Annotated in this window: 18 protein-coding genes; 14 read left to right on the top strand and 4 right to left on the bottom strand. The window is 38.9% G+C overall.

The genetic code is table 11. From position 1 onward, the window contains the following. The first annotated feature begins 506 nt into the window (after window positions 1–506). From rpmH to yidC, 4 genes are all read left to right on the top strand, one after another. On the top strand, window positions 507–641 hold the full coding sequence (gene rpmH / locus H3302_RS16110) for a 50S ribosomal protein L34 (RefSeq protein ID WP_008488847.1): 135 nt from the start codon (window positions 507–509) through the stop codon (window positions 639–641). 5 nt (window positions 642–646) lie between these two features. Then, window positions 647–1,069 carry a ribonuclease P protein component gene (gene rnpA / locus H3302_RS16105; RefSeq protein ID WP_036973690.1) on the top strand — a complete coding sequence of 141 codons (423 nt, stop codon included), beginning with the start codon at window positions 647–649 and terminating at the stop codon, window positions 1,067–1,069. Window positions 1,070–1,198: 129 nt separating this feature from the next. After that, a complete protein-coding gene (yidD, locus tag H3302_RS16100) occupies window positions 1,199–1,471 on the top strand; it encodes a membrane protein insertion efficiency factor YidD (RefSeq protein ID WP_036973693.1) in 273 nt (90 codons plus the stop codon). 8 nt (window positions 1,472–1,479) lie between these two features. After that, entirely contained in the window at window positions 1,480–3,111 is a 1,632-nt protein-coding gene (gene yidC, locus H3302_RS16095; protein ID WP_036973695.1) for a membrane protein insertase YidC, read from the top strand. Between the two features lie 56 nt (window positions 3,112–3,167). Here the strand turns inward: yidC and H3302_RS16090 are convergent, their stop codons facing one another. Together H3302_RS16090 and H3302_RS16085 are read right to left on the bottom strand one after the other, a co-directional pair. Continuing rightward, window positions 3,168–4,373: a PepSY domain-containing protein gene (locus H3302_RS16090; RefSeq protein ID WP_075594476.1), complete on the bottom strand. Its 1,206-nt coding sequence runs from the start codon at window positions 4,371–4,373 to the stop codon at window positions 3,168–3,170. Window positions 4,374–4,382: 9 nt separating this feature from the next. Beyond that, complete coding sequence (locus H3302_RS16085; RefSeq protein WP_182395918.1) at window positions 4,383–6,518, bottom strand: TonB-dependent siderophore receptor; 2,136 nt, start codon at window positions 6,516–6,518, stop codon at window positions 4,383–4,385. A gap of 208 nt (window positions 6,519–6,726) precedes the next feature. Between H3302_RS16085 and mnmE the strand changes: the two genes are divergently transcribed. Both mnmE and H3302_RS16075 read left to right on the top strand, forming a co-directional pair. Next, a complete protein-coding gene (mnmE, locus tag H3302_RS16080) occupies window positions 6,727–8,091 on the top strand; it encodes a tRNA uridine-5-carboxymethylaminomethyl(34) synthesis GTPase MnmE (RefSeq protein ID WP_065978282.1) in 1,365 nt (454 codons plus the stop codon). 176 nt (window positions 8,092–8,267) lie between these two features. Continuing rightward, window positions 8,268–9,401, top strand: a complete 1,134-nt coding sequence (locus H3302_RS16075; RefSeq protein WP_182395914.1) for a site-specific integrase — start codon at window positions 8,268–8,270, stop codon at window positions 9,399–9,401. 301 nt (window positions 9,402–9,702) lie between these two features. On the opposite strand, the gene H3302_RS16070 is transcribed toward H3302_RS16075, so the two are convergent. Next, window positions 9,703–11,013, bottom strand: a complete 1,311-nt coding sequence (locus tag H3302_RS16070; RefSeq protein ID WP_220469618.1) for a site-specific DNA-methyltransferase — start codon at window positions 11,011–11,013, stop codon at window positions 9,703–9,705. 66 nt (window positions 11,014–11,079) lie between these two features. On the opposite strand from H3302_RS16070, the gene H3302_RS16065 reads away from it, so the two are divergent. The 7 genes from H3302_RS16065 (at window position 11,080) to H3302_RS19940 (ending at window position 16,818) form a co-directional block, all read left to right on the top strand. Then, on the top strand, window positions 11,080–12,702 hold the full coding sequence (locus tag H3302_RS16065) for a hypothetical protein (RefSeq protein ID WP_182395912.1): 1,623 nt from the start codon (window positions 11,080–11,082) through the stop codon (window positions 12,700–12,702). Window positions 12,703–13,289: 587 nt separating this feature from the next. Continuing rightward, on the top strand, window positions 13,290–14,156 hold the full coding sequence (locus tag H3302_RS16060) for a phage integrase N-terminal domain-containing protein (RefSeq protein ID WP_182395910.1): 867 nt from the start codon (window positions 13,290–13,292) through the stop codon (window positions 14,154–14,156). Between the two features lie 191 nt (window positions 14,157–14,347). Beyond that, window positions 14,348–15,322 carry a hypothetical protein gene (locus H3302_RS16055; RefSeq protein WP_182395908.1) on the top strand — a complete coding sequence of 325 codons (975 nt, stop codon included), beginning with the start codon at window positions 14,348–14,350 and terminating at the stop codon, window positions 15,320–15,322. Between the two features lie 2 nt (window positions 15,323–15,324). Further along, window positions 15,325–15,798: a Panacea domain-containing protein gene (locus H3302_RS16050; protein WP_182395905.1), complete on the top strand. Its 474-nt coding sequence runs from the start codon at window positions 15,325–15,327 to the stop codon at window positions 15,796–15,798. A 295-nt stretch (window positions 15,799–16,093) separates the two neighbouring features. Next, a complete protein-coding gene (locus H3302_RS16045; protein WP_182395903.1) occupies window positions 16,094–16,294 on the top strand; it encodes a hypothetical protein in 201 nt (66 codons plus the stop codon). 29 nt (window positions 16,295–16,323) lie between these two features. Next, complete coding sequence (locus H3302_RS16040; protein ID WP_259369870.1) at window positions 16,324–16,686, top strand: hypothetical protein; 363 nt, start codon at window positions 16,324–16,326, stop codon at window positions 16,684–16,686. A gap of 9 nt (window positions 16,687–16,695) precedes the next feature. Next, the gene (locus tag H3302_RS19940; RefSeq protein WP_259369869.1) at window positions 16,696–16,818 is read left to right on the top strand and encodes a hypothetical protein; all 123 of its coding nucleotides are present in this window, start codon (window positions 16,696–16,698) and stop codon (window positions 16,816–16,818) included. Window positions 16,819–16,921: 103 nt separating this feature from the next. Here the strand turns inward: H3302_RS19940 and drt2 are convergent, their stop codons facing one another. Beyond that, window positions 16,922–18,202 carry an antiviral reverse transcriptase Drt2 gene (gene drt2 / locus H3302_RS16035; RefSeq protein WP_182395901.1) on the bottom strand — a complete coding sequence of 427 codons (1,281 nt, stop codon included), beginning with the start codon at window positions 18,200–18,202 and terminating at the stop codon, window positions 16,922–16,924. Between the two features lie 554 nt (window positions 18,203–18,756). Between drt2 and H3302_RS16030 the strand changes: the two genes are divergently transcribed. Continuing rightward, window positions 18,757–20,451 (top strand): DUF927 domain-containing protein, encoded by a 1,695-nt coding sequence (locus tag H3302_RS16030; RefSeq protein ID WP_182395899.1) that lies wholly within the window; start codon window positions 18,757–18,759, stop codon window positions 20,449–20,451. Window positions 20,452–20,480: the final 29 nt, after the last annotated feature.

The following is a 20,480-nucleotide window of genomic DNA, read 5'->3' as shown; positions in this document are numbered from 1 at the left end:
TATTAAACTCCCAGAGATTTAATTATTATTCCCGTTCATCTTTAATGATGGAAAATCATACATTTATTACTAATCTTTGACCAATTTTCTTGGCCTAGACCGAGTATTATGAAGGCACTTTATCCACAAGTACAAGATTGATTTTTCTGAAAAATATGATCTCGTCTTCATAAAAAGACAAGCACATGATTTTTATAGGGTTTATTTTTTACATCCGAATAGTGATCATAGCAAATTCGCAGCTAGATCGCGATTAAATTCTACGATCTAATTTGCTTTTCCCAAGCTTTTATTCACTTTTTATACAGAGGCTGTGGAAAACTTCTTATTTATGATGATCCTATATGATCGAGCGACAGGATCCTTTATAATTACTGTGTTAGCCGTGTAATTATGATTGACTTTTATTGTCTTCATCTATAATATCTCGCGCTCGCAATGGCACCTGTGCCAGGATCGCGACCTGCATAGGATGTTTTAACCTTAACCGATCGGATGGAATTGTTATGAAAAGAACTTTTCAACCTAGCGTTTTAAAACGCAAACGTACACACGGTTTCCGTGCTCGTATGGCAACAGCAAATGGCCGTAAAGTATTAGCTCGTCGTCGTGCTAAAGGCCGTAAAGTTCTTTCTGCTTAATATAAGTGGAAGACTTTAGCTTCAGCAGGGAGTTACGTTTGTTAACTCCCTCGCATTACTCTCGCATATTTAATGAACCAGCTCGCGCTGCGACTCCTTTCTTTACCTTATTAGCAAAACCCAATGACCAAACAAGTCCTCGACTAGGTCTTACTGTCGCTAAAAAACGTGTTAAAAAAGCCTGCCAACGTAATCGTATTAAACGACTTGCTCGCGAAAGTTTTCGTTTAAATCAACACAAAATCGATAACATTGATATTGTGCTTATGGTTAAAAGTGGCATTGATGAGCAGTCAAACGAAGAGTTAACAAAACAATTAAATAAATTGTGGCGAAAAATTAACGAACGCTGCAAGCCGGGTGCACCAAAACCACCCCCTTTCAAAAAACGCCCTAATAAATCAGCAAAATCTAATAAACAAGCCTGATATCAATAGAATTACGGGCATAATTAAGGTATCTTTAGCTCACCTTTTAATCATGCATTTAAAATTCTATCTTGGGAATTTAAATTCATGGTATTCCATTGACTAAATTAACGCAGGGGCAGACACACCATGAGGTTACTTAAACCACTTGTTGCTATTCCAAAGCGCTGTTTAGTCATGCTAATTCGTGGCTATCAAAATTGGATAAGCCCGCTATTAGGTCCACATTGCCGCTTTAATCCAAGCTGTTCTCATTATGCTATTCAAGCAATTAATTTGCATGGAAGTGTAAAAGGCAGTTGGTTAGCAGTTAAACGCATATTAAAATGTCACCCTTTACATGCAGGTGGGGATGATCCCGTTCCTGCAAAAAATCATATTAACCACCAACACGAGAAATAAGAGCTGTTATGGAATCGCAACGCACGTTTTTATTAATCGGCTTGATGCTTGTGTCGTTTTTATTATTCCAAGAGTGGAATAACGACTACAATGCACCAAAAGCTGATCCAAGTGCCACAACACAAACACTAGGCGCAACAACATCAGAGTCAGATGACTTTATTCCAGCATCATCTGACGGTGAAGTTCCTGTTGCTACAACAGCAAAGCGCTCAGTTATTGATGTAACAACTGATGTCTTCACTGTAAAAATTGACACCCGCGGTGGTGACATTATTGAAGCAGACTTACTTCAATACGAAGAGACAAAAGGCAGTGATACACCTTTTATGCTACTTGGTGAGTTTGACGGTAATCAATACTTCTCACAAAGTGGCTTAATTGGTTTAAACGGCCCAGATGCAACTGTTGCTGGTCGCCCTGTTTATAAAACCACACAAAAATCGTTCACCTTAAATGGCGATGAGCTTCGTGTACCACTCGAGTTTACCGACAGCAAAGGTGTGACATTTACCAAAACTTATATCTTCAAGAAAGGCGACTACGCTGTAGATTTAGAGTACACGGTAAATAACGTAACAGCGGATCCGATTCAAGTGCAGCTTTACACGCAAGTGAAGCGTACAGTACAAGATAAAGGTAGCTTAGTTGATCAAAACTACTTAGGGGCTGCATACGGTACTGAAGAAGAGCCTTACGAAAAATACAGCTTCTCTGATATGGCCGACAAAAACCTAAATGTTACGACGGCTGGTGGTTATATTGCGTTTATTCAACACTACTTTGTAAGTGCATGGGTTCCACAGCAAGACCAACAAAATACGCTATACAGCAAATTAGTGGCTGGTAATGCTGCCATCATTGGTACTAAAGGTGAAGCTGTTAACGTACAAGCTGGCACACAAACAACCCTGGCTTCGACTTACTATATGGGCCCGAAAGAGTCTGATGTACTTGAAGCAATTCACCCAGACTTAGACCTTACGGTTGATTACGGCTGGTTATGGTTCATCTCGCAACCATTATTCGTGCTACTTAAATGGTTGCACAGTATCCTAGGTAACTGGGGTCTAGCTATCATCGCTATTACTGTCATTGTTAAATCTGCAATGTACCCACTGACAAAAGCACAATACACGTCAATGGCGAAAATGCGCGCATTACAACCTAAAATGGCCGCACTAAAAGAGAAATTTGGCGATGATCGCCAAAAGTTCGGTCAAGCTATGATGGAAATGTACCGCAAAGAGAAAGTAAACCCGATGGGTGGCTGCTTACCGCTTTTACTACAAATGCCAATCTTCTTAGCACTATTCTACGTATTCTTAGAATCAACAGAATTGCGCCATGCTGAGTTTGTATTATGGTTAACTGACTTATCAGCGAAAGACCCATACTACGTATTACCAATTTTATTTGGTGCAAGTATGTTCATCACACAAAAGCTGCAACCGATGACGGTTCAAGATCCAATGCAGCAAAAAATGATGACGTTTATGCCGGTAATCTTCTCTGTATTCTTCTTATGGTTCCCATCTGGCCTTGTACTTTACTGGTTAGTATCGAACCTTATCTCTATCGCGCAGATGCTTATCATCTACCGTGGAATGGAGAAAAAAGGCATTAAAGTAAGAGGCTAAAACCCTTACGCACAAAAAAGGCGACTTAGGTCGCCTTTTTTAATGCCCAGTTATTTTTAACCGAGTACAGGTGCATAAAGCTGCTTTGGCACGCTACGTTCACTAACGCTAACGCTTGTTATTACCACAGAGCCTATAACCAAGCCTATGGCTATATAACCTGATACACCTAACCAGCTAGAAACGGTTGCTTTGCGTTTAACTCTCAGCCAGCTCATGTAAATTCCAACACCACTAACACCGCTCATCAAGCTACCAAAAATAGCCCAAATAAACTTTGTGCCTAGACCTGCAAAGTTTCCAAAATGCAGTGGATCAGCGGTGTCTTTTATACGTGGAACAAACGGCAAGTCTTGCCCTTTTTGAATGCCTAACACGGCCCCTGTGCTTGCATTTATATAGACGCGATTAGCGCGTAGGCGTAGTAAAATATCGTTATTATAGCCACGAACTTCGATAGGCTGTGCTGCTTTTTGTCCGTAACCAATATAACGAATATCTAAACTAGGAAAAGCCTGTTGTGCTGCTTCGTATGCGGCCGTTAAAGATATTGGCATCATATTACTTGTCGACGCGCTTTGTTTTAGCGCAATAACCTTTGTAGGTTCTGCAACATAATGATCTACTTTGGCTGTTTGCAATCCATGCTCTATCAGATACCAAAGACCCGTTACCGCCATAACAGCAATAAACCACGTACTCCAAAGTCCTACAAGCTTATGCCAGTCTGCCCAACCATTGCGTTTATGCAATAAAAGTGGGGCTGGCTTTTTAAGAAAGCCTTGCCACCAGCGTCGGTAAACAAAAAAGCTCGAGACCAGTAATATAAGTACTAAGATACTTAAGCTTGTCACAATCAACTTACCAGTCCAGCCCATGGATAAATTCATATGCCAGTTACGTAAAAACCGCGATATTCGTGCCCACTCTCCTTCTCCTAATACTTCTCCTGAGGCAGCATCAAGATAAACAAACCGAAATGTATCATTAATTTTTAGCGCAACTTCTGTGGCTAAATAATCTTGCTTATGACGATGGATATACAGTACTTGTGCATTGGGATAATGCTTATTAAGACTGGATTCTATCGCGGGATAGTTAGTCATGGGTGAAGAGCTTAAAGCACGATATTTACTCTCAGTCAGGTACTCTATCTCGTGACTAAGGGTTGCTAACGTACCGGACACACAAATAACAAAAAGCAGGACCCCAACAACGAGTCCTGCCCACGAATGTAAGTTAAACCACTGCTTAGCGCTCACACGCCACCATTAAAAGCTGTATTTAGCACTTAAATAAACACGGCGTGGCTCACCGGGAAAATGCCCCGTACGTTCAATAAAGCCACTGCTTGCATATTCTTTATCAAACACATTTTTAACTGATAGCTGCCATTGCCAGTTATTTAAGGTCGTTTGCCATGCCATATTGTAGATAGTGTAAGGTTGAACACGTTGTCCGCCCAAGCTAAGCTGCTCATCAACATAGTCTAAACCTGCAGAAATAGATGACGATACGCGAGGTAGTTCATAGCGTGTCCAAATACCCAGGGTATTTTGCGGCGCATTGGCAAACTTATCACTGTTAGGAATTTGATTACGTATGCTGTCATTGGCTTTAGTGATACGGGTATCATTATAGGCATAACTTGCTGTCACAACCCAACGCTCGGTAATATCACCAACCACTTCGAGTTCAAACCCTTTACTTTGCACTTCGCCGACGGCCACTAAATCATCAACCCCATCGCCTGCGACATCACCCAACAAACTGGGTTGCAGAATATTTTTGCGCACAATGTCATAAGCGGCCATATTTACAGCTAAGCTATCATCAACAAGCTTCGTTCTTAAGCCCACCTCATTTATACGGCTTGTTTCAGGAGCAAAAGGTCCGCCCTTGGCTGTTTCTTGATCGCCGGCACTTTGTGGTACAAAACCAGTACCATATAAGGCGTAAGGAAAGAAAGTATCATTAATATTGTAACTGGTGCCGACACGATAAGTGACATCGCTATCAGAAAACTCGGTCTGATTTAACTCATCTTTGTCTTCAAAGCGATCGTATCTTAACCCTGCGGTTATGCTCCAGTTGGCAGTGATATCAAGTTGGTCTTGCACATAAGCACCAAAGCGTGTGCTATGAGTACTGCCAAGTCTGGGTGTAATAGCATTGAGATCATAATCATCGCGAGACGTTAAACCATACTCGGGATCTTGAAGGTCAAGTCCAGGGACTGGCCCTCCTTTACTTTGTTGCGTAGCTGTGCGGTAAACACTTTCGAAATCATGCTCATACCAATCACTACCAAATAAGACTTGGTGTTGTATATTAGCAAATATAAACTCAGCTACCGCATTAGCGGTTAAGCTAAACCCTGTATTTTCACGAAGTTGATCACGAAATTCGCGGTGACTCCAATCAACAATGCCATCGCCATTGGTATCCACAAGCCCTCTTGGCTCATGGTAATTTTGCACTTCTTTATTATCAAAATAACGTGCTGTAATATCCGTACGCCATACATCATTAATGTCGTGTTTTAAAATAGCTTGATAAACATGCGCCTCAACATTTTGGAAATCTGTCGCTTCATTATGATTCCAGCTAATATCCGTAATAAAATGCCCATTATCATCAGCAGGCACCCCACGAAGGCGTGCTCCCCCTAATTCTTGCTCTATATACGTATATTGCGTTGTAAGCTCTGTTGCGCTGCTTATCAGCCAAGTATAACCAAGATCAACAATCGTATTATCACTGCTGGTATTAGCGCGAAATGGCTTTTCTGAATCACGATACAAACCAACACGATAAGCATGATTATCTAATGAGTCACTCAAGGGCCCTGTACTTTCTAATGCGCCACTAATAAAGTCATCATTACCAAGCTCGACTTCAATACTGTGCTTTTCAGTAAAAGTTGGCTTCTTGGTTACATAATTAATAATGCCACCTGGATTACCGCTACCGTATATAGCACCCGCAGGCCCTTTTAACACCGCAACTTGTTCAATATTAAATAATTGTGGAACGGCAAAGCCGTTGAATGGATCGCCTTTGACACCATCATATAAAATTTCATCTTGGCGAAAACCACGAAATGTTACACCTGAATAACTAAAACCATTTACACCGGCAATATTACTGTATAAATCGGTAATCTGTCGGGCAGCCTGATCGTTAATCAGCTCCTGTGGTAAAATTTGAATAGACTGTGGGATCTTTTCAATCGGCGTATTAGTGCGGGTACCGAAGCTTGACTCGGTTGGTCGATATAAAGAAAAAGCACGCCCTATTACATCAATTTTTTCGATTTCATTTTGGTCTGATGTTTGTTGATTCTCAGCAACTGAAAAACCAGAAAAGCTCGCGAGAACAGCTAATAATAAAGGAGAATAGCGCATATATTTTTAAATTATAAAGTAAGATGCAAATATCTTAATGAATATAATTATCATTTGCAATTAGTGTTTATTATTTATTAATGTTGAATAAAGTAAAACTAATAGCAACGACTAAGTTGGTATTTTTATACACCGCTATTCGCATGAAATTAAGCCATAGGTTACAATACAAACCAGCATCATTTTCAATATTGGCAATACTAAAAGCATGATTAATCAAGATACAATTGCAGCGCAAGCGACCGCACCCGGACGAGGTGGCGTTGGTATTATTCGCGTTTCTGGCAGCTTAGCCAAAACGGTAGCAGAGCATATTATTGGTCGCTGTCCTAAAACACGTTACGCAGACTATGTGCCTTTTAAGAGCTTAGACGGCGCACAGCTAGATCAAGGTATTGCCCTTTTCTTCCAAGGACCAAATTCTTTTACCGGTGAAGATGTACTTGAACTACAAGGACATGGCGGTCCTGTTGTACTCGATATGCTATTAAAAGAAATTAGCCATATTGAAGGTGTACGGTTAGCAAAACCAGGGGAATTCTCAGAACGTGCATTCATGAATGACAAGCTTGATTTAACACAAGCCGAAGCAATTGCCGACCTCATTAACGCAACCAGTGAGCAAGCTGCAAAAAGCGCCCTGCAATCTCTTCAAGGTGAGTTCTCAAAACACATAGAGATGCTGGTGGAAAAAGTCATTCATTTACGTATGTATGTTGAAGCAGCCATAGATTTTCCAGATGAAGAAATCGATTTTCTGACAGATGGAAAAGTAGCAAATGATCTCGATGCCATCATTCAACAACTTGATAATGTCACGCAACAAGCAAAGCAAGGGACGATAATGCGCGAAGGTATGCGTGTAGTCATTGCAGGTCGACCGAATGCGGGTAAATCTAGTTTATTAAATGCGTTAGCGGGTCGTGATGCAGCCATTGTTACCGACATAGCCGGCACCACACGAGACGTACTGCGAGAACATATTCATATAGATGGTATGCCGCTTCACATTATCGACACAGCCGGCCTTCGAGAAAGTCCAGACAAGGTAGAGCAAATTGGTATTGAACGCGCCTGGGAAGAAATTAATCAAGCCGATCGCGTGTTATTTATGTTAGACGGCACCGACACCGACGCCACAGATCCACATGCTATCTGGCCAGAGTTTATGTCTAAGTTACCACAAGGCATGGGCGTCACGGTGATCCGAAATAAAGCCGATATTTCGGGTGAAAATGTCGGTATGGATGAACATGATCAATACCCTGTCATTCGATTAAGCGCCAAAAATGCTGAAGGTATAGAGTTAGTTCGTACTCACTTAAAAGCATGTATCGGTTTTCAAGGCGCAACCGAAGGTGGCTTTATGGCCCGTCGTCGTCATCTCGATGCACTACACCATGCAGCGCATCATCTGCATACAGGTAAAGAGCAACTTGAACAGCATATTGCCGGTGAAATATTAGCTGAAGAGTTACGCTTAACTCAGCAGTTCCTAAATGAAATTACAGGTGAATTCACGTCTGATGATTTGCTCGGCAAAATATTTAGCTCGTTCTGTATCGGTAAATAACAAGGTAAACCAAAGGAAACAAACATCCGAATAAAGTTAAAATATCTAATCTATTCATACATTTAATAACTTTTTTATCTTTCTCTAGCTTCCTTTAGTTTCATAATATGGGCCTCGAATGGCCCACCTACTTCTTTATTGTGGGCCACTATTGGTCCACCAAAGAGGAAGTTATTATGAAACTAACCATCGAGAAAAAATCAGCTGATAGCACAGGCCGCCAACAACTACTGTTAACCAGAAATTATGGTTCTTACCTAAATGAAAATGGCAAACGAGTAAAACGCCGTAAAAGACAATCATTAGACTTGTTTATTTATGCCACTCCTAAAGACAAGTTTGAACGAGATCACAATAAAAAGACCCTAGATATTTCTGAAAAGATAAGGGCACAAGCAGTTGTCGATTTAGCTAACAACAAGCATCATTTTGAAGACTCAGAAAAACAGCAAGAAAGCTTTTATAGCTACATGCAGCAAATAATAAATGACAAAGAGCACACAGACAGCAAATCAAATGTATCGCTATGGGAATCAGCATTAATCCATTTGCAAAAGTACTGTGAGGGTAACCCTTTATCCTTTGCTGACTTCGATGCTGATGTGTTATTAGGGTTCAGAACATACTTAATAAAACATGCACGAACAAAATCAGATAAGCCTCTTTCTTCAAATACTACATCATGCTATTTCAACAAAGTGAGAGCAGCTTTAAACAAAGCATTTCATGAAGGCATTATTCGTCGAAATCCTGTAAACGAAGTAAAAAGCATCAAGATCGAACAAAATCCTCGTAATTACTTAGAAGAGGAAGAATTGACAGCTCTCTACAGAACAGAATGCCGATATGATGTACTCAAAAGAGCATTCTTATTCAGTTGTCTCACCGGTATGCGCTGGTGCGATATTCACAAACTAACGTGGAATCAAATAGCTTTAAAAGAGCAACGTACGACGTTCAAACATAAGAAAACAAAAAACCTTCAGTACCTTGATTTGCCCGATGATGCGATCAGCTTATTAGGTTCGCAAGGAGAAGCCCATGAACGTGTTTTTAAAGGCTTAAGATACTCAAGCTATACAAATGTAGCCCTAACCCAATGGATGCTCAGAGCAGGGATTACAAAGCACATAACCTTTCACTGTGGAAGGCACTCGTTCGCAGTCCGTATGTTAACTAATGATATCGATATCTACACGGTATCAAAGCTACTAGGCCACTCAGAGTTGAAAACAACACAAATTTACTCTGATATAGTTGAGCGTAAGCGAAAAGAGGCGATGACCACCCTACCTAGTTTATTTCAATAAAGGATATTAGGTTGGGAAATATGGGAAACTGGGAAAATATAATAAAAACAGATAAATATAAATTTATTTACCTTCCCTCTTTCCCGCTTTATTTGAAATGCCAGTTGTATCCAGGAGGTGTGAAAGCGTCGAGTGCTTGCCACTCAGAGCGCCGCATACCTCTTGGATAACCTTCACTACGCAGAGAAAAGCCAGTCAAGCTAGAAATCGCCCGAAGGGTTGCGAAGCAAGGGGGCCCCGCTTGCGGGGTTCCGATTTATGGCTTTACGGGGTTTGAAAGGAGTGGTTCTATTTTACATAGTTATCCATATTTAGTTGATACCTCTCTATGTTCCTCACCACTTTCAGTATTAAACACTTTATATGTAACTGAACTATGAATTTTTTTGATCTCTTCTAACCTTTTCTCTGTAATATCAGATATTTCTTCAAAACCTTGTTTTGATGCTGAATGGCGTTTTGGAATCAAATCCTTAGACTCCATTAATATACATTTTCTTGATCCACCATCAGCTTTATTCAATTCAATTGACGCATGCGCGGTTGTTCCTGAACCAGCAAAAAAGTCTAAAATGACAGAATCTGGATTAGCACTAATATCGATTATTTTTTTTATAAACTCCATTGGTTTCGGAGTATCAAATATTTTTTCACCAAATATATTCTTTATTTCTTTAGTAGCTTGTTCTGTGTAGAAGCTTGTCTCTGACCAAATGGTTCTTACTTTTGTCCTTTTTTCTGCATCCTGATTCCCTGCATAGTTTTTTACATATATTACACCATTTTTGCTTGCATACAGCTGCCAAGCTCTATCTCTAGCTGTATCCTGCCCCCATAACCAACGTCGTTCAATGCCTTTCGAATCTACAGGGTAAACTTCTTCCCAACCATCAACAGGATCAACCGAAACTCTTCCAGTTTTTGAATTAAAGAATAATGGGTAATACATATTAGGCCTATCAGACCTTAAACTTGCCTCTCCTTTTTTTCTAAACAGACCATCGACACGATATTGCCCGAATTCATCTTCTTTATCATAATTTGTCTCATCAGCTTGTCCCCGAAGGTTAGCATCTGGAGATTTACTATATATCAATAAATATTCATGGTTTGATGCAAGATTTTTCTTACCACCCTTTCCATTCTTAGAACGACAAATGATTACGTTTCCAATGAAGTTCTCTTCTCCGAATACATGATCTAAAAGAACTTTCAAATAAGCATGTTCATAGTCATCAATACTTATGGCTAAAACTCCTGTATTTTTTAGTAACTCGCGAGCAGCTACTAACCTAGGTAGCATAAAGCTCATCCAAGCTGTATTTGATCCAAAAAGGCCTGATGAATCAGATTTTCTATTGTCGTTATATAAAAACTTTGAACCTGTATTATATGGAGGATCTATATAACAAAGATCTACAATTCCAGGGGAATAGATTGCTAATTCTTTAAGATGAAGCAAATTATCTCCCTTAAAAAGGGATATATCAGCTCCTTTCCAAGCGTTCGTGTAATCAACTTGGTTACAAGCAATATCACTTAGTAGTTCACCTTGATTTGGTAATTTCAACAATGAACATAACTCATTGATTTTATTATCTATTGTTAACAAAATGCGTTCCTCTTTATTTAAGGATATTATACACTGTGTCAAAAATATTAATAGAAAGGATTAACAGTGAAGCTCTACCAAGAAGAACTTGATGTGTCGGAACAATTAGCAGAATTTGATCAATGGCTCACTGCAAAGTTAGAAAGAATAAAAGACAGTGAAAAATTCAATCTAGAAATAAACTCTCTTTGTGATTGCATTCAGTCTATAGCCCCCTATTTAGATAACTTCTCAGTTCGAAGTGGGTGTAATATTGAAAACTTATGTTCTGCGGTTCTTAGTGCTAGCTCATTACTTATAAAAGGAGTGTCTTTTTTTGACGATGAAAGGGTTGTTGCAGATTTTTACAACTCCTTCTTCAATTTACTCTTTCTCACATCAGGAGCTACAGATAACAATTTAAAAAATCATTTCTTAATAAAATTAAAAGAAGATGAAATCCAGCCATACATTCCCAAAAGAGGACCATCAAAGAAAAATATAAAATTCAAATTAGATAAAGTACCATCAACAACTAAGTCTGATTACATAGCTAAAAGTCTAGCTTCGTGCTTTGTTGCTTCTCAAGCTCAGTATCGTGAGCATGTTAAAACAGAACCCTTTTTCGATCCTTCTTTTTACCTAAACCTACTTCTAAAAGAGTATATAAGCCTTATTTTAGAAGACGAGGATGAGACGATTCAATTCTGGGCTGTATGTAGCTCTTTCATTTCCCTTAACAATTCTTCAGAAAGTATGAATCTGGGTAGATACTTGTTAAATTCCTGCACAATATTCAAAGTCAGGGGAAGTGTATCAGCCTCCGGTGGCCATATAACCGAAGACATACTACGTGACAAATTATTAACGATAGGGATGCAGCCTGAATCCGATTTTAATACTAACGATGTAACAATCGGTGAACAAGAAATCGTAGAAAATGGAAAGCGACGAAAAAAAACAAGGGCCTATGATTTCATTCTCCCATATAACATTGAAAATTGGGAACCTAAGCCAAAGCTATTTATTCAATCACAATTTTACGCTGGTGACTCAGGAAGCGTATCGCACAAAGTTGTGGACCAAACACAAAGCTCTAGAGCATTCACCCTTAGCAAATACAGAAATGCAAGATTCGTGGAATACCTTGATGGAGCAGGCTATTACGCAGCTTTACGAGGTGATTTAGCTCATATGCTGTCCTTTGAAGATACCGCATCGTTCTTCCAAGTAAAAAGTATATTGATACGACTGAGGCGGGAGCTTCAAGAAATAAAATACCTTACCCCTATAGAGCTAGAACATTCAATTTTAACTAGTGATGATGGAGATCTTTCTAAGATTAAAACATCTTTAGAACTAGACGGATATCCAAATGAAGAAATAGAGAGGGTAATCACTCTTTCACTAAACCTAAACTTTATTAATCAATCATGTAACACATTACAAGTATCAGAAGACAGGATAAGTATCTCGAGAAGACTTTTAATACTTGATATTGCAGCAAATAATGCTTCACAAATTACTGAGCAAGAACGACATAGTCAAAAATACTTATTGTTACCCGGATACGGTCCAAACTTTGGAATATTAGAGTCAAAATTGACAGAGTTAGCATGTCTAGCTTGTAAGCAAATACAAATTTCAGCTCCATCCTTTGCGAGTGACGTAGAATGGTTACTTGATGAAGGGGTCTTTAAACGAAGGTAGAAAAACATCTTGTTTCATCTCAGCTAAAACTGATACTCAAGGTTTAACTTTAAAGCGGATTGGCGTCGAGTCGTCCCTACTCGAAAGAGGTAGGGACGACTCGCAGAGTCGCCCGTCGAGGCCAATGCTCATGATGCCTCGACATCCAATCCGCCCTGAAAAATTGCTGGGCCAGAAGAGGGATGGAGATTTGAGCGCATCAAAAAGGTGTTGCAATCTCTAATCACTATGATAATTTTATTCATGAACTAGCTCGAAATGAGCATCAAGAAAAAGGGCGTTCTCACTGCCCGCAACACGTTCCTGAGGAGCTGCCTTCGCAGCATTATGGGTCACACGACCAACTCCCCTATACACAACACAAATATAAACCACAGTAGTTCGCGCTGTATTTCAACAGAAATCACACGGCTCAGCTTTGTTGCTTTAGGCCAGTTAGCCTTTATGTCTTTCGACAATATGCTCGGTTACGCACCGTTCATATGGCTTTAAAACTTACCTATTTTGGCGTTTCGCCCCCTGGTCTTAGGTTTAGTGTTTTTCTCAATACTTTCAAAATTACTTTTTAAATTAATGAGGAACATGAAATGAGCCAATTAGGATATCGACTTCACCAAATGGTGAACGACACACACCGCGAAAGCAGCTTTAGCACTAGGGCTACACGAAGCAAAGTTTTAAACCTTGCAGCAACACAGCTACTTAGTCATGGTTATCGATTAAGAGATCCATCAGGTCTAAAAACCAAACATATCAATCACCTTGTAACGCGTTGGCAAGATGAAGGTTTAGCACCAAAAACGATTAAAAACAGAATGGCCGCCTTGCGTTGGATTGCCGAAAAAATAGGTAAACCTAATATCTGTTCACGTAGCAATGATGATTACGGCATTCCAAGAGTTCACAACAACCCCATTGGCAAGTCAAAAACGTTAGACATGGATAAGCATGCCAAGATCAAGAGTGACTTGATCAAGCTTTCCCTGCGTTTGCAGCAAGAGTTTGGGCTTAGAAAAGAGGAGTGTATGAAATTCAGCTTATCCTATGCTTTGATAAATGCTAACACTCTACAAATAAAAGGCTCATGGGCTAAGGGTGGCAAATACCGAAAAATTCCGATCTTAAAAGAATCTCAACGACAGCTCATTCGTGATATTGCTGTCGTTACCAAAGGCGCACTAATTGAACCTGAGCGAATGTATGTGGATCAAATGCGCGAGTATGACAGAGAAACTGTTCGTGTAGGATTAAATAAAAATCACGGATTACGTCACCATTACGCAAGGGAGCGTTATTTAGAGCTTACAGGTTGGAAATGCCCTGCCGACGGTGGCCCGCATAGAAGAGAGCTGTCGCCCACCGATTATGATCATGATACCAAAGTCCGAGAGCAAATTAGCCAAGAGTTAGGTCATGAACGTTTGAAGATAACCTATGCTTACTTGGGAAGTTAAAATTAAGTACTCCTATTAAGAAAGTAAAGATTGAGATGATACCGCCTTTTTTATGTCTATTTTAAATAGCAAATACAAAGCTCATTTTGAGTTCTATTCAGGCTTTCATTACTAACTTAATCATTTACAGTAACTTTTTAGTGCCTTAGACTCCATATCAAGAGCTACTCTATTTATTGTTAGGACATCAAGTGAAGAAGCTGAGATTTGGCTTTACAGGTGAATCAAAAGTATTAAACGAGTTTTCTAATAAACTTGGTCAATGGTGGTATATATTTTTTGCCGCTGCTGGTTCTGCTTTAATTAGTGTTTGCGCCTCTTTTGCAGCCGGCTTTAACTTTATTGAAAAGTACAATGATATTAATGATTTATTTCCTATCTTGTGCTTGTTAATTTGGAACCCTTGGTCAGGGATATTGTTGGGTGTTATAGCTATTTTGTATGGTGGCAAAGGTACTTTTAACGATTTAGATAACCTTAACTCTCAAAACGAAACGCTAAGAGCAGAGAATGAAGAGGTTTCTGACTTAAAAAATCAAATAAACAGCATTTCTGAAGATTCAGAAGCACTACAAAATGAACTCACTGAGCTGCAAGAAAAGTTGGTAGAGACCTGGCTGAAAGGAAGTTCAAGACAATGGAACTTGAGCTCTCAGGAAAGAGTAACAATCTACTACTATGTAGATGAGCATTTCTATTTACTGGCTAGGCATTCTCAAAATCCTGTTTTCGCAGAGCAACATAGAATGAAGTTCTCAAGAAATCAAGGTGTTATAAGTAAGGCTTGGCAGCATAAAATTTGCGTAGATATAGAGGATTGTCCGTTATATAAAGATGACCCTGAAGGCTACAAAAGTTATATGCAAAAACACTACCAGTATGACTCAGAAAAGATTGATAACTTGGCGATGAAAAGTAGTAAATTTGTCGCTATATCAATTATAGATGCAGATAAACATATAGGTGTTATAGTAGTAGAGTCTGTAAGAGCTGACTTTTTCAAGTCACAAAAAGTATCACAGATACAAAAACACTGTACAGATTACCAAAGCTATATGGTTGACTTTGTAAAGGGTGCGATCAAGTACGATAAATCTGCAAAAATTGCAAAAAATCAAAATCAACTTGTTGATCAAGATATTATGGATACATTAAAGGGGAGGTAGTCATGAATAAGTTGCGAGCAATAATGGCATATTTTTGTGCTAATTACCCACATAAAAGTGAACTTTCAAAAGCAAGATTAACAAAGTTAGTTTACTTGGCTGATTGGTACTCTGCCCTAATGAAAAACCGGAAAATGACAGATATTGACTGGGTTTTTAATCACTATGGTCCTTATGTAGATAACATAACAGATTTAGCTAACCTTGATAGTGAATTCTCGATCACTCCTCAAAAAACGAGTTATGGTGGTGATAAATACGTTATCTCATATAACGGTAAAAGTGTTGATAGCACTTTTGACGATGATGAATTAAATATACTTAATACGATAATAAATAAGACCAAGAGTATGTATTTTAACGAATTTATCAATTTTGTGTATTCAACATACCCTATTTCATCAAATGAGAGATATAGTAGATTAAACTTAGAGAAATTAGCAGAACAATACCGAACTACAAATAGCGTTTCGTAGAAATAAAGGTATTTCTAACATTTAGACGTATCAATTCCTTAGCAACTAGCTTTGGAATTGATATCTCAACTCATATTTAAAATATTTTCTCCTCCAGTTACTTCGCTCACGATTAAAACTCTTTAAAATATTTATAATATTATGAATACCTATGATTTTGAAATATAAATCATTTTTTATTATTTGGTAATTTAGCGTGAGACATATCCTATTGATTTACTTCCCCCATTAAACTTAACTAAATGTAAGTCCAATTATCGTTCGAATTAGGCATGCCTAATTTTAGGAGTCTCGTATGTGGAAAAGAGCGTTAAAAGTAACAGGGTTAGTAGCACTAGGTGTTGTTGATGTTTTGCTATCAGTTTCTGAAGAGAATGACCAGCTAGATGAATTAGATGATGGTATGGGTAACATTATTGCTGATGGTGAAGAGATGACTCGCGCAGAGGCTGAGGATGCTCAGGCTCGTGGCGAGCTTTACGATACTTATCTATAAATTAGGCATGCCTAATTTTGAGAGAAGAAATGATGAAAAATAAAGAGCTTTGGCCATTTAAGCCTGTATACGATGAGCTGAAGATTCGCTTAGCAAGTATTGAGGACGAGTGTGAACCATTAGGTTTAGAGGTTGATCTTCGCAATGAAACGGAAGAAGAGATGTTCATTGCTTTAACCACACAAAAAGCGTTTGCATTTGATGTTATGAATGAGCATGGCGATATTTGGGATATTCGACTAGAACCCTTTTCAACGTTCAAAAATCGCAGCGATCAGGTTTTCTTTCCTTTCACAGGCCTTAACCCAACTAAACGGTTGAAAATTAGTAACTGGATTTTAGAGCTTTGTAATTGGGAAGGTAATATCTATTTAGGTAATACAAGACATTAAGGTGCACTTATGACTGATTATGAATGGTTTCAAATGTGGGTGTTAATGGTGCTGGCTATTCGCACTACTCGGCGCTACGACAAACTGAAACATGACTTATATGAAGCAATTAAAGATGGGAGATTTAGCTAATGATACCGCTTTTTATAGGTTGTGCTCTAATCTTAGGTTTAGTTGCCTTCTTTGCCTTTTTATATAAACGAAACTTAGTAAAAGACGATCAATCTAGAAAGAGCTAATCTTTCTCTATCTCTTCATGAAAACGACGCCATAAAGGCTTCAGTTGTTTTTTTATAGTATTACTATTCATTTTGTTAGCAGCCCTAAGACCATAAGTAATAAAGTTACGCCCTCCAAGATGAGTGTATCTACTGTAAAGCTTTTTCTTGTATAGATCTTTTTCATCTGCCCCTTTCATAGCCCTGATATTATTATACTTCCTCATCGTTTGTTTAGCTAAGCTGACTCCTCTTCTCATTTTTTCTGAATAGCGGGCCAAAGAAGAAGAGCGTAAATAAATATTTTCACCATCAAAGATAAAACCTAAGTATTGCAAAGGACTATCAGCTTCAAGGGTATTACCAACTTTATTAAATTGTCTAATTTCTGTCTTTTGTGGGTTAATGTGTACTTTTAACTTTTTGATATGTTTTTCAGCAAATCCTGCAACATTCTTTTTCAGTCTTTTAGGCATAATGAAAAGCATATCATCACAGTACCTAAAGTAATAACCTCCATGAATATCTGCATACTTTTTCATTTCCAAATCAAAGTCCAGCATATAAATGTTAGATAGAAGCGCACTTATAGGAGAACCTTGGGGTATACCATAATCATTTAAGTTAGACTTTATTAGCCCTCCACCTCGTACCTTATTTCTAAAGTCTTTGGCACAACATATCTGTTTATGCTTAACTTTAGGGTTACTTTTGGAAATTGAAAATAACTCATAAAGGTCCATTTTATCTACAGTCGAAAACTTAGTTATGGACTTAAAAACATTGAAGTGATCCGAGGGAAGCTTTTCTTTGTTGATAAGTTTACACCACGACTTTTTCAATAAGTCATGATTTAAAGTATCAAAAAACTTAGAGAAATCTAACGCTACCGCACAGCATTCACCCATTTCTTTAATTTTAATGAATGCTTCATAAGCAAAATCTATGTTGCTTTTACCCAAACTCCTAAATGCCAACACAGATTTTTCAAGCCCGTACTCTAATAACTTGTCTTCATAAAGAGCATTTAATTTTTCAGAGTAAAAAGCATATATATGACTATCTAAATGGGAGGAGTAAGCAATTGGTCTTTCTTTATTTTTAACTAAAATCTTGCCAGTTGACTTATCTTTATTTATTTTTTTTGAACTAACCGCATAATTTATAAAAGGATAAAATGAATGTCTTTTTATGTAGTTTGGGTTAGTTGTTATGTGAATAGCTTTTTTCTTGCCGACAGGCACATCAAAGTGAAGGTATCCTCTACTTCTATACCAACTAGGGGTATCATCATCCATAATAAACTCTCTAGCAAAACCGAGGCAGACTTAGAACTGCGGCAATTCCAATCGCCTTACCTCGGCTTAACCAAGTTACTAAAGTAACCATCTTGAAATACGTAGCCGCGTAATGTTAGACATGAATTATAATATAACTATTAACCAGGAGGCATCTATTTGTATTAAGACAACCTTAGTCCATGTGTTCTTATCGTTCGTATCGTTGGCCTTGTTTGGCGTTCCGATAGTACTTGACAACATGTTATAAGCCTTTGAGCCTAATTGGTAAACCCTCATCTCAAAGCAATACCAATATAGTGTAGCTGTGACTTATTATCAATAATAAACCGTAGATCAGTTACTCTTTGAGTTTGATATCTGGAATCTTACTTTCAATTAGGCATGCCTAATTCTAACCTGCCAGAGCATACATTTTAGCCTTTAACGCCGTACCCAAAAAAAACCCACTTTCACTGACCCCCCCTTTTAAGGGAATTAAGACTTGCCTTCGTGATTGAATTGGTTTTGAGAAAACAACCGAAACCAATAGAAACTAGAAGGTAACTAATAACATGTATGAATTACGAGATTCGGGTTTATTTTACACTCCGACAACTGACTCAGAACCGAAGTTCTTGTGTGGCCCAATTCAAGTACTTGGCATTTCAAGGGGAGATAATGGCACTAAGGACTATGGCTTACTTGTTGAGTGGAAAAACTTAGACGGTATTTGCATACGCAAGCTGATACCTCGACGTCGGATAATGAATGAAAAAAGTAACTTCGTAAAAGAGCTACTTTTGGATACAGGGCTTGTAATATCAAGTCGTAAAGGAGTTTGGGAGCCAATAATATCTTACCTCATTCAAGCAAGACCAAAGCAGAGATATAAAAGCTCGGCTCAAGCAGGCTGGCTTAATAATAGCTTTGTCACACCGAGCTGGTGCGTTAGCAATGGAGCTGAAAAAGTTATTTATTCAGGAAATAAGAGCAACGAATTCCTCAGTACTTCAGGTACTGTTTCGAGTTGGCAAAAAGAGGTAGGAAGCCTGTGTATTAATAACCCGATCTTAGCCTTCACTGTCTGTGTCGGGTTAAGCGCCCCACTGCTTCATTGGCTGAACTGGCCTAGCAGTGGTGTGCATTTATTCGGTAAATCGAAAATATCCAAAACAACCATACTAATTCTAGCAGCTAGCCTCTATTCCGGTACTAACTTTTACTATACGTGGAGAGCAACAGAAAACGGGCTAGAAGCCACTGCTGTTGAGCATAATGACTTGCTCCTTTGCCTTGATGAGCTCCATCAGGCCCCGCCAGAAGTCGTCGACCAATCTATATACACCCTAGCAAATGGACTGTCTAAAATGCGCAGTAACAAGACCATTACCCAAGACGACATAAAAAACTGGCGTCTACTTTATTTAAGCACCGGAGAAATGGGGCTAGAGGAGAAATTGGCACCAATTCAAAAAGGTGTCAAAGCTGGGCAGGAAATTCGCTTTTTAGAAGTGCCAGTCCAGAGAAAGTATGGGGCCTATGATGAGCTTTGCGGTCACAAAACGATGAATGACTTTTCTGACTCTATCTGGAAAGCAGTAAAAGAAAACCATGGCACTATCATGCCAAAGTGGATTGAATACCTAAGTTTAATTGACGATCTTTCTGGCTTGTTAGCTTATCGAGTCCATGAACTTCGCGATAAATGGCAAATAAGTAAAGACAATAATCATGGCAGCCAAGTACTTGAAGCAGCTAAACGCTTTGCACTATTTGGGGTTGCTGGAGAAATAGCTATATCAGCAGGATTAATGCCTTGGCCAAAAGGCTGTGGAGAGCACTCTGCAAAAATAGCGTTTGAATCATGGCTGGAGATGCGCGGCTCTTCCAATGATTCGGAGGATGAGAAGCTGCTTAAAGAGATACCTACCGCGTTAAAGCGATGGCGCAGCAAACTATTACCTGAAGGCCAGCCGCTGAATGATAACTTCGGTTACGCATTAGATTCAGACGGCAAACAAGCATGGTTTTTAACACGACAAGCATTTCTGGAAGGACTAAATATTAAGTACAAGCAGCAAATATCCCAAGCGGTGAAATTTATGGAAGAGAAATCTTGGATGGAAACGAGTGAGGGACGCGATACGTTCAAGCGTGTTGTGGATGGCGGGCCAAAGGGTGGCCGCTACTACAAAGTTATTCCACATCGCATTACCGAAGAACTCGCGCTAGATGAAGCGCTTTCGCGAGCCGCTTTCCCATGTTAGTGGATTGAATTTAAAACAGTTTCCCAATT

Source organism: Pseudoalteromonas sp. MT33b (assembly GCF_014117385.1).
Lineage (GTDB): Bacteria > Pseudomonadota > Gammaproteobacteria > Enterobacterales > Alteromonadaceae > Pseudoalteromonas > Pseudoalteromonas lipolytica.
Note: the sequence above shows the minus strand (reverse complement) of the source record. Positions and strands in the feature narration are given on the sequence as shown.

Excerpts from the sequence above, each read along its gene's own strand:
- rpmH (WP_008488847.1), top strand. The coding sequence starts at position 507 with ATGAAAAGAACTTTTCAACCTAGCGTTTTAAAACGCAAACGTACACAC.
- yidD (WP_036973693.1), top strand. The coding sequence starts at position 1,199 with ATGAGGTTACTTAAACCACTTGTTGCTATTCCAAAGCGCTGTTTAGTC.
- yidC (WP_036973695.1), top strand. The coding sequence starts at position 1,480 with ATGGAATCGCAACGCACGTTTTTATTAATCGGCTTGATGCTTGTGTCG.
- H3302_RS16085 (WP_182395918.1), bottom strand. The coding sequence starts at position 6,518 with ATGCGCTATTCTCCTTTATTATTAGCTGTTCTCGCGAGCTTTTCTGGT.
- mnmE (WP_065978282.1), top strand. The coding sequence starts at position 6,727 with ATGATTAATCAAGATACAATTGCAGCGCAAGCGACCGCACCCGGACGA.
- H3302_RS16075 (WP_182395914.1), top strand. The coding sequence starts at position 8,268 with ATGAAACTAACCATCGAGAAAAAATCAGCTGATAGCACAGGCCGCCAA.
- H3302_RS16060 (WP_182395910.1), top strand. The coding sequence starts at position 13,290 with ATGAGCCAATTAGGATATCGACTTCACCAAATGGTGAACGACACACAC.
- H3302_RS16050 (WP_182395905.1), top strand. The coding sequence starts at position 15,325 with ATGAATAAGTTGCGAGCAATAATGGCATATTTTTGTGCTAATTACCCA.
- H3302_RS16045 (WP_182395903.1), top strand. The coding sequence starts at position 16,094 with ATGTGGAAAAGAGCGTTAAAAGTAACAGGGTTAGTAGCACTAGGTGTT.
- H3302_RS16040 (WP_259369870.1), top strand. The coding sequence starts at position 16,324 with ATGATGAAAAATAAAGAGCTTTGGCCATTTAAGCCTGTATACGATGAG.
- H3302_RS19940 (WP_259369869.1), top strand. The coding sequence starts at position 16,696 with ATGACTGATTATGAATGGTTTCAAATGTGGGTGTTAATGGTGCTGGCT.
- drt2 (WP_182395901.1), bottom strand. The coding sequence starts at position 18,202 with ATGGATGATGATACCCCTAGTTGGTATAGAAGTAGAGGATACCTTCAC.
- H3302_RS16030 (WP_182395899.1), top strand. The coding sequence starts at position 18,757 with ATGTATGAATTACGAGATTCGGGTTTATTTTACACTCCGACAACTGAC.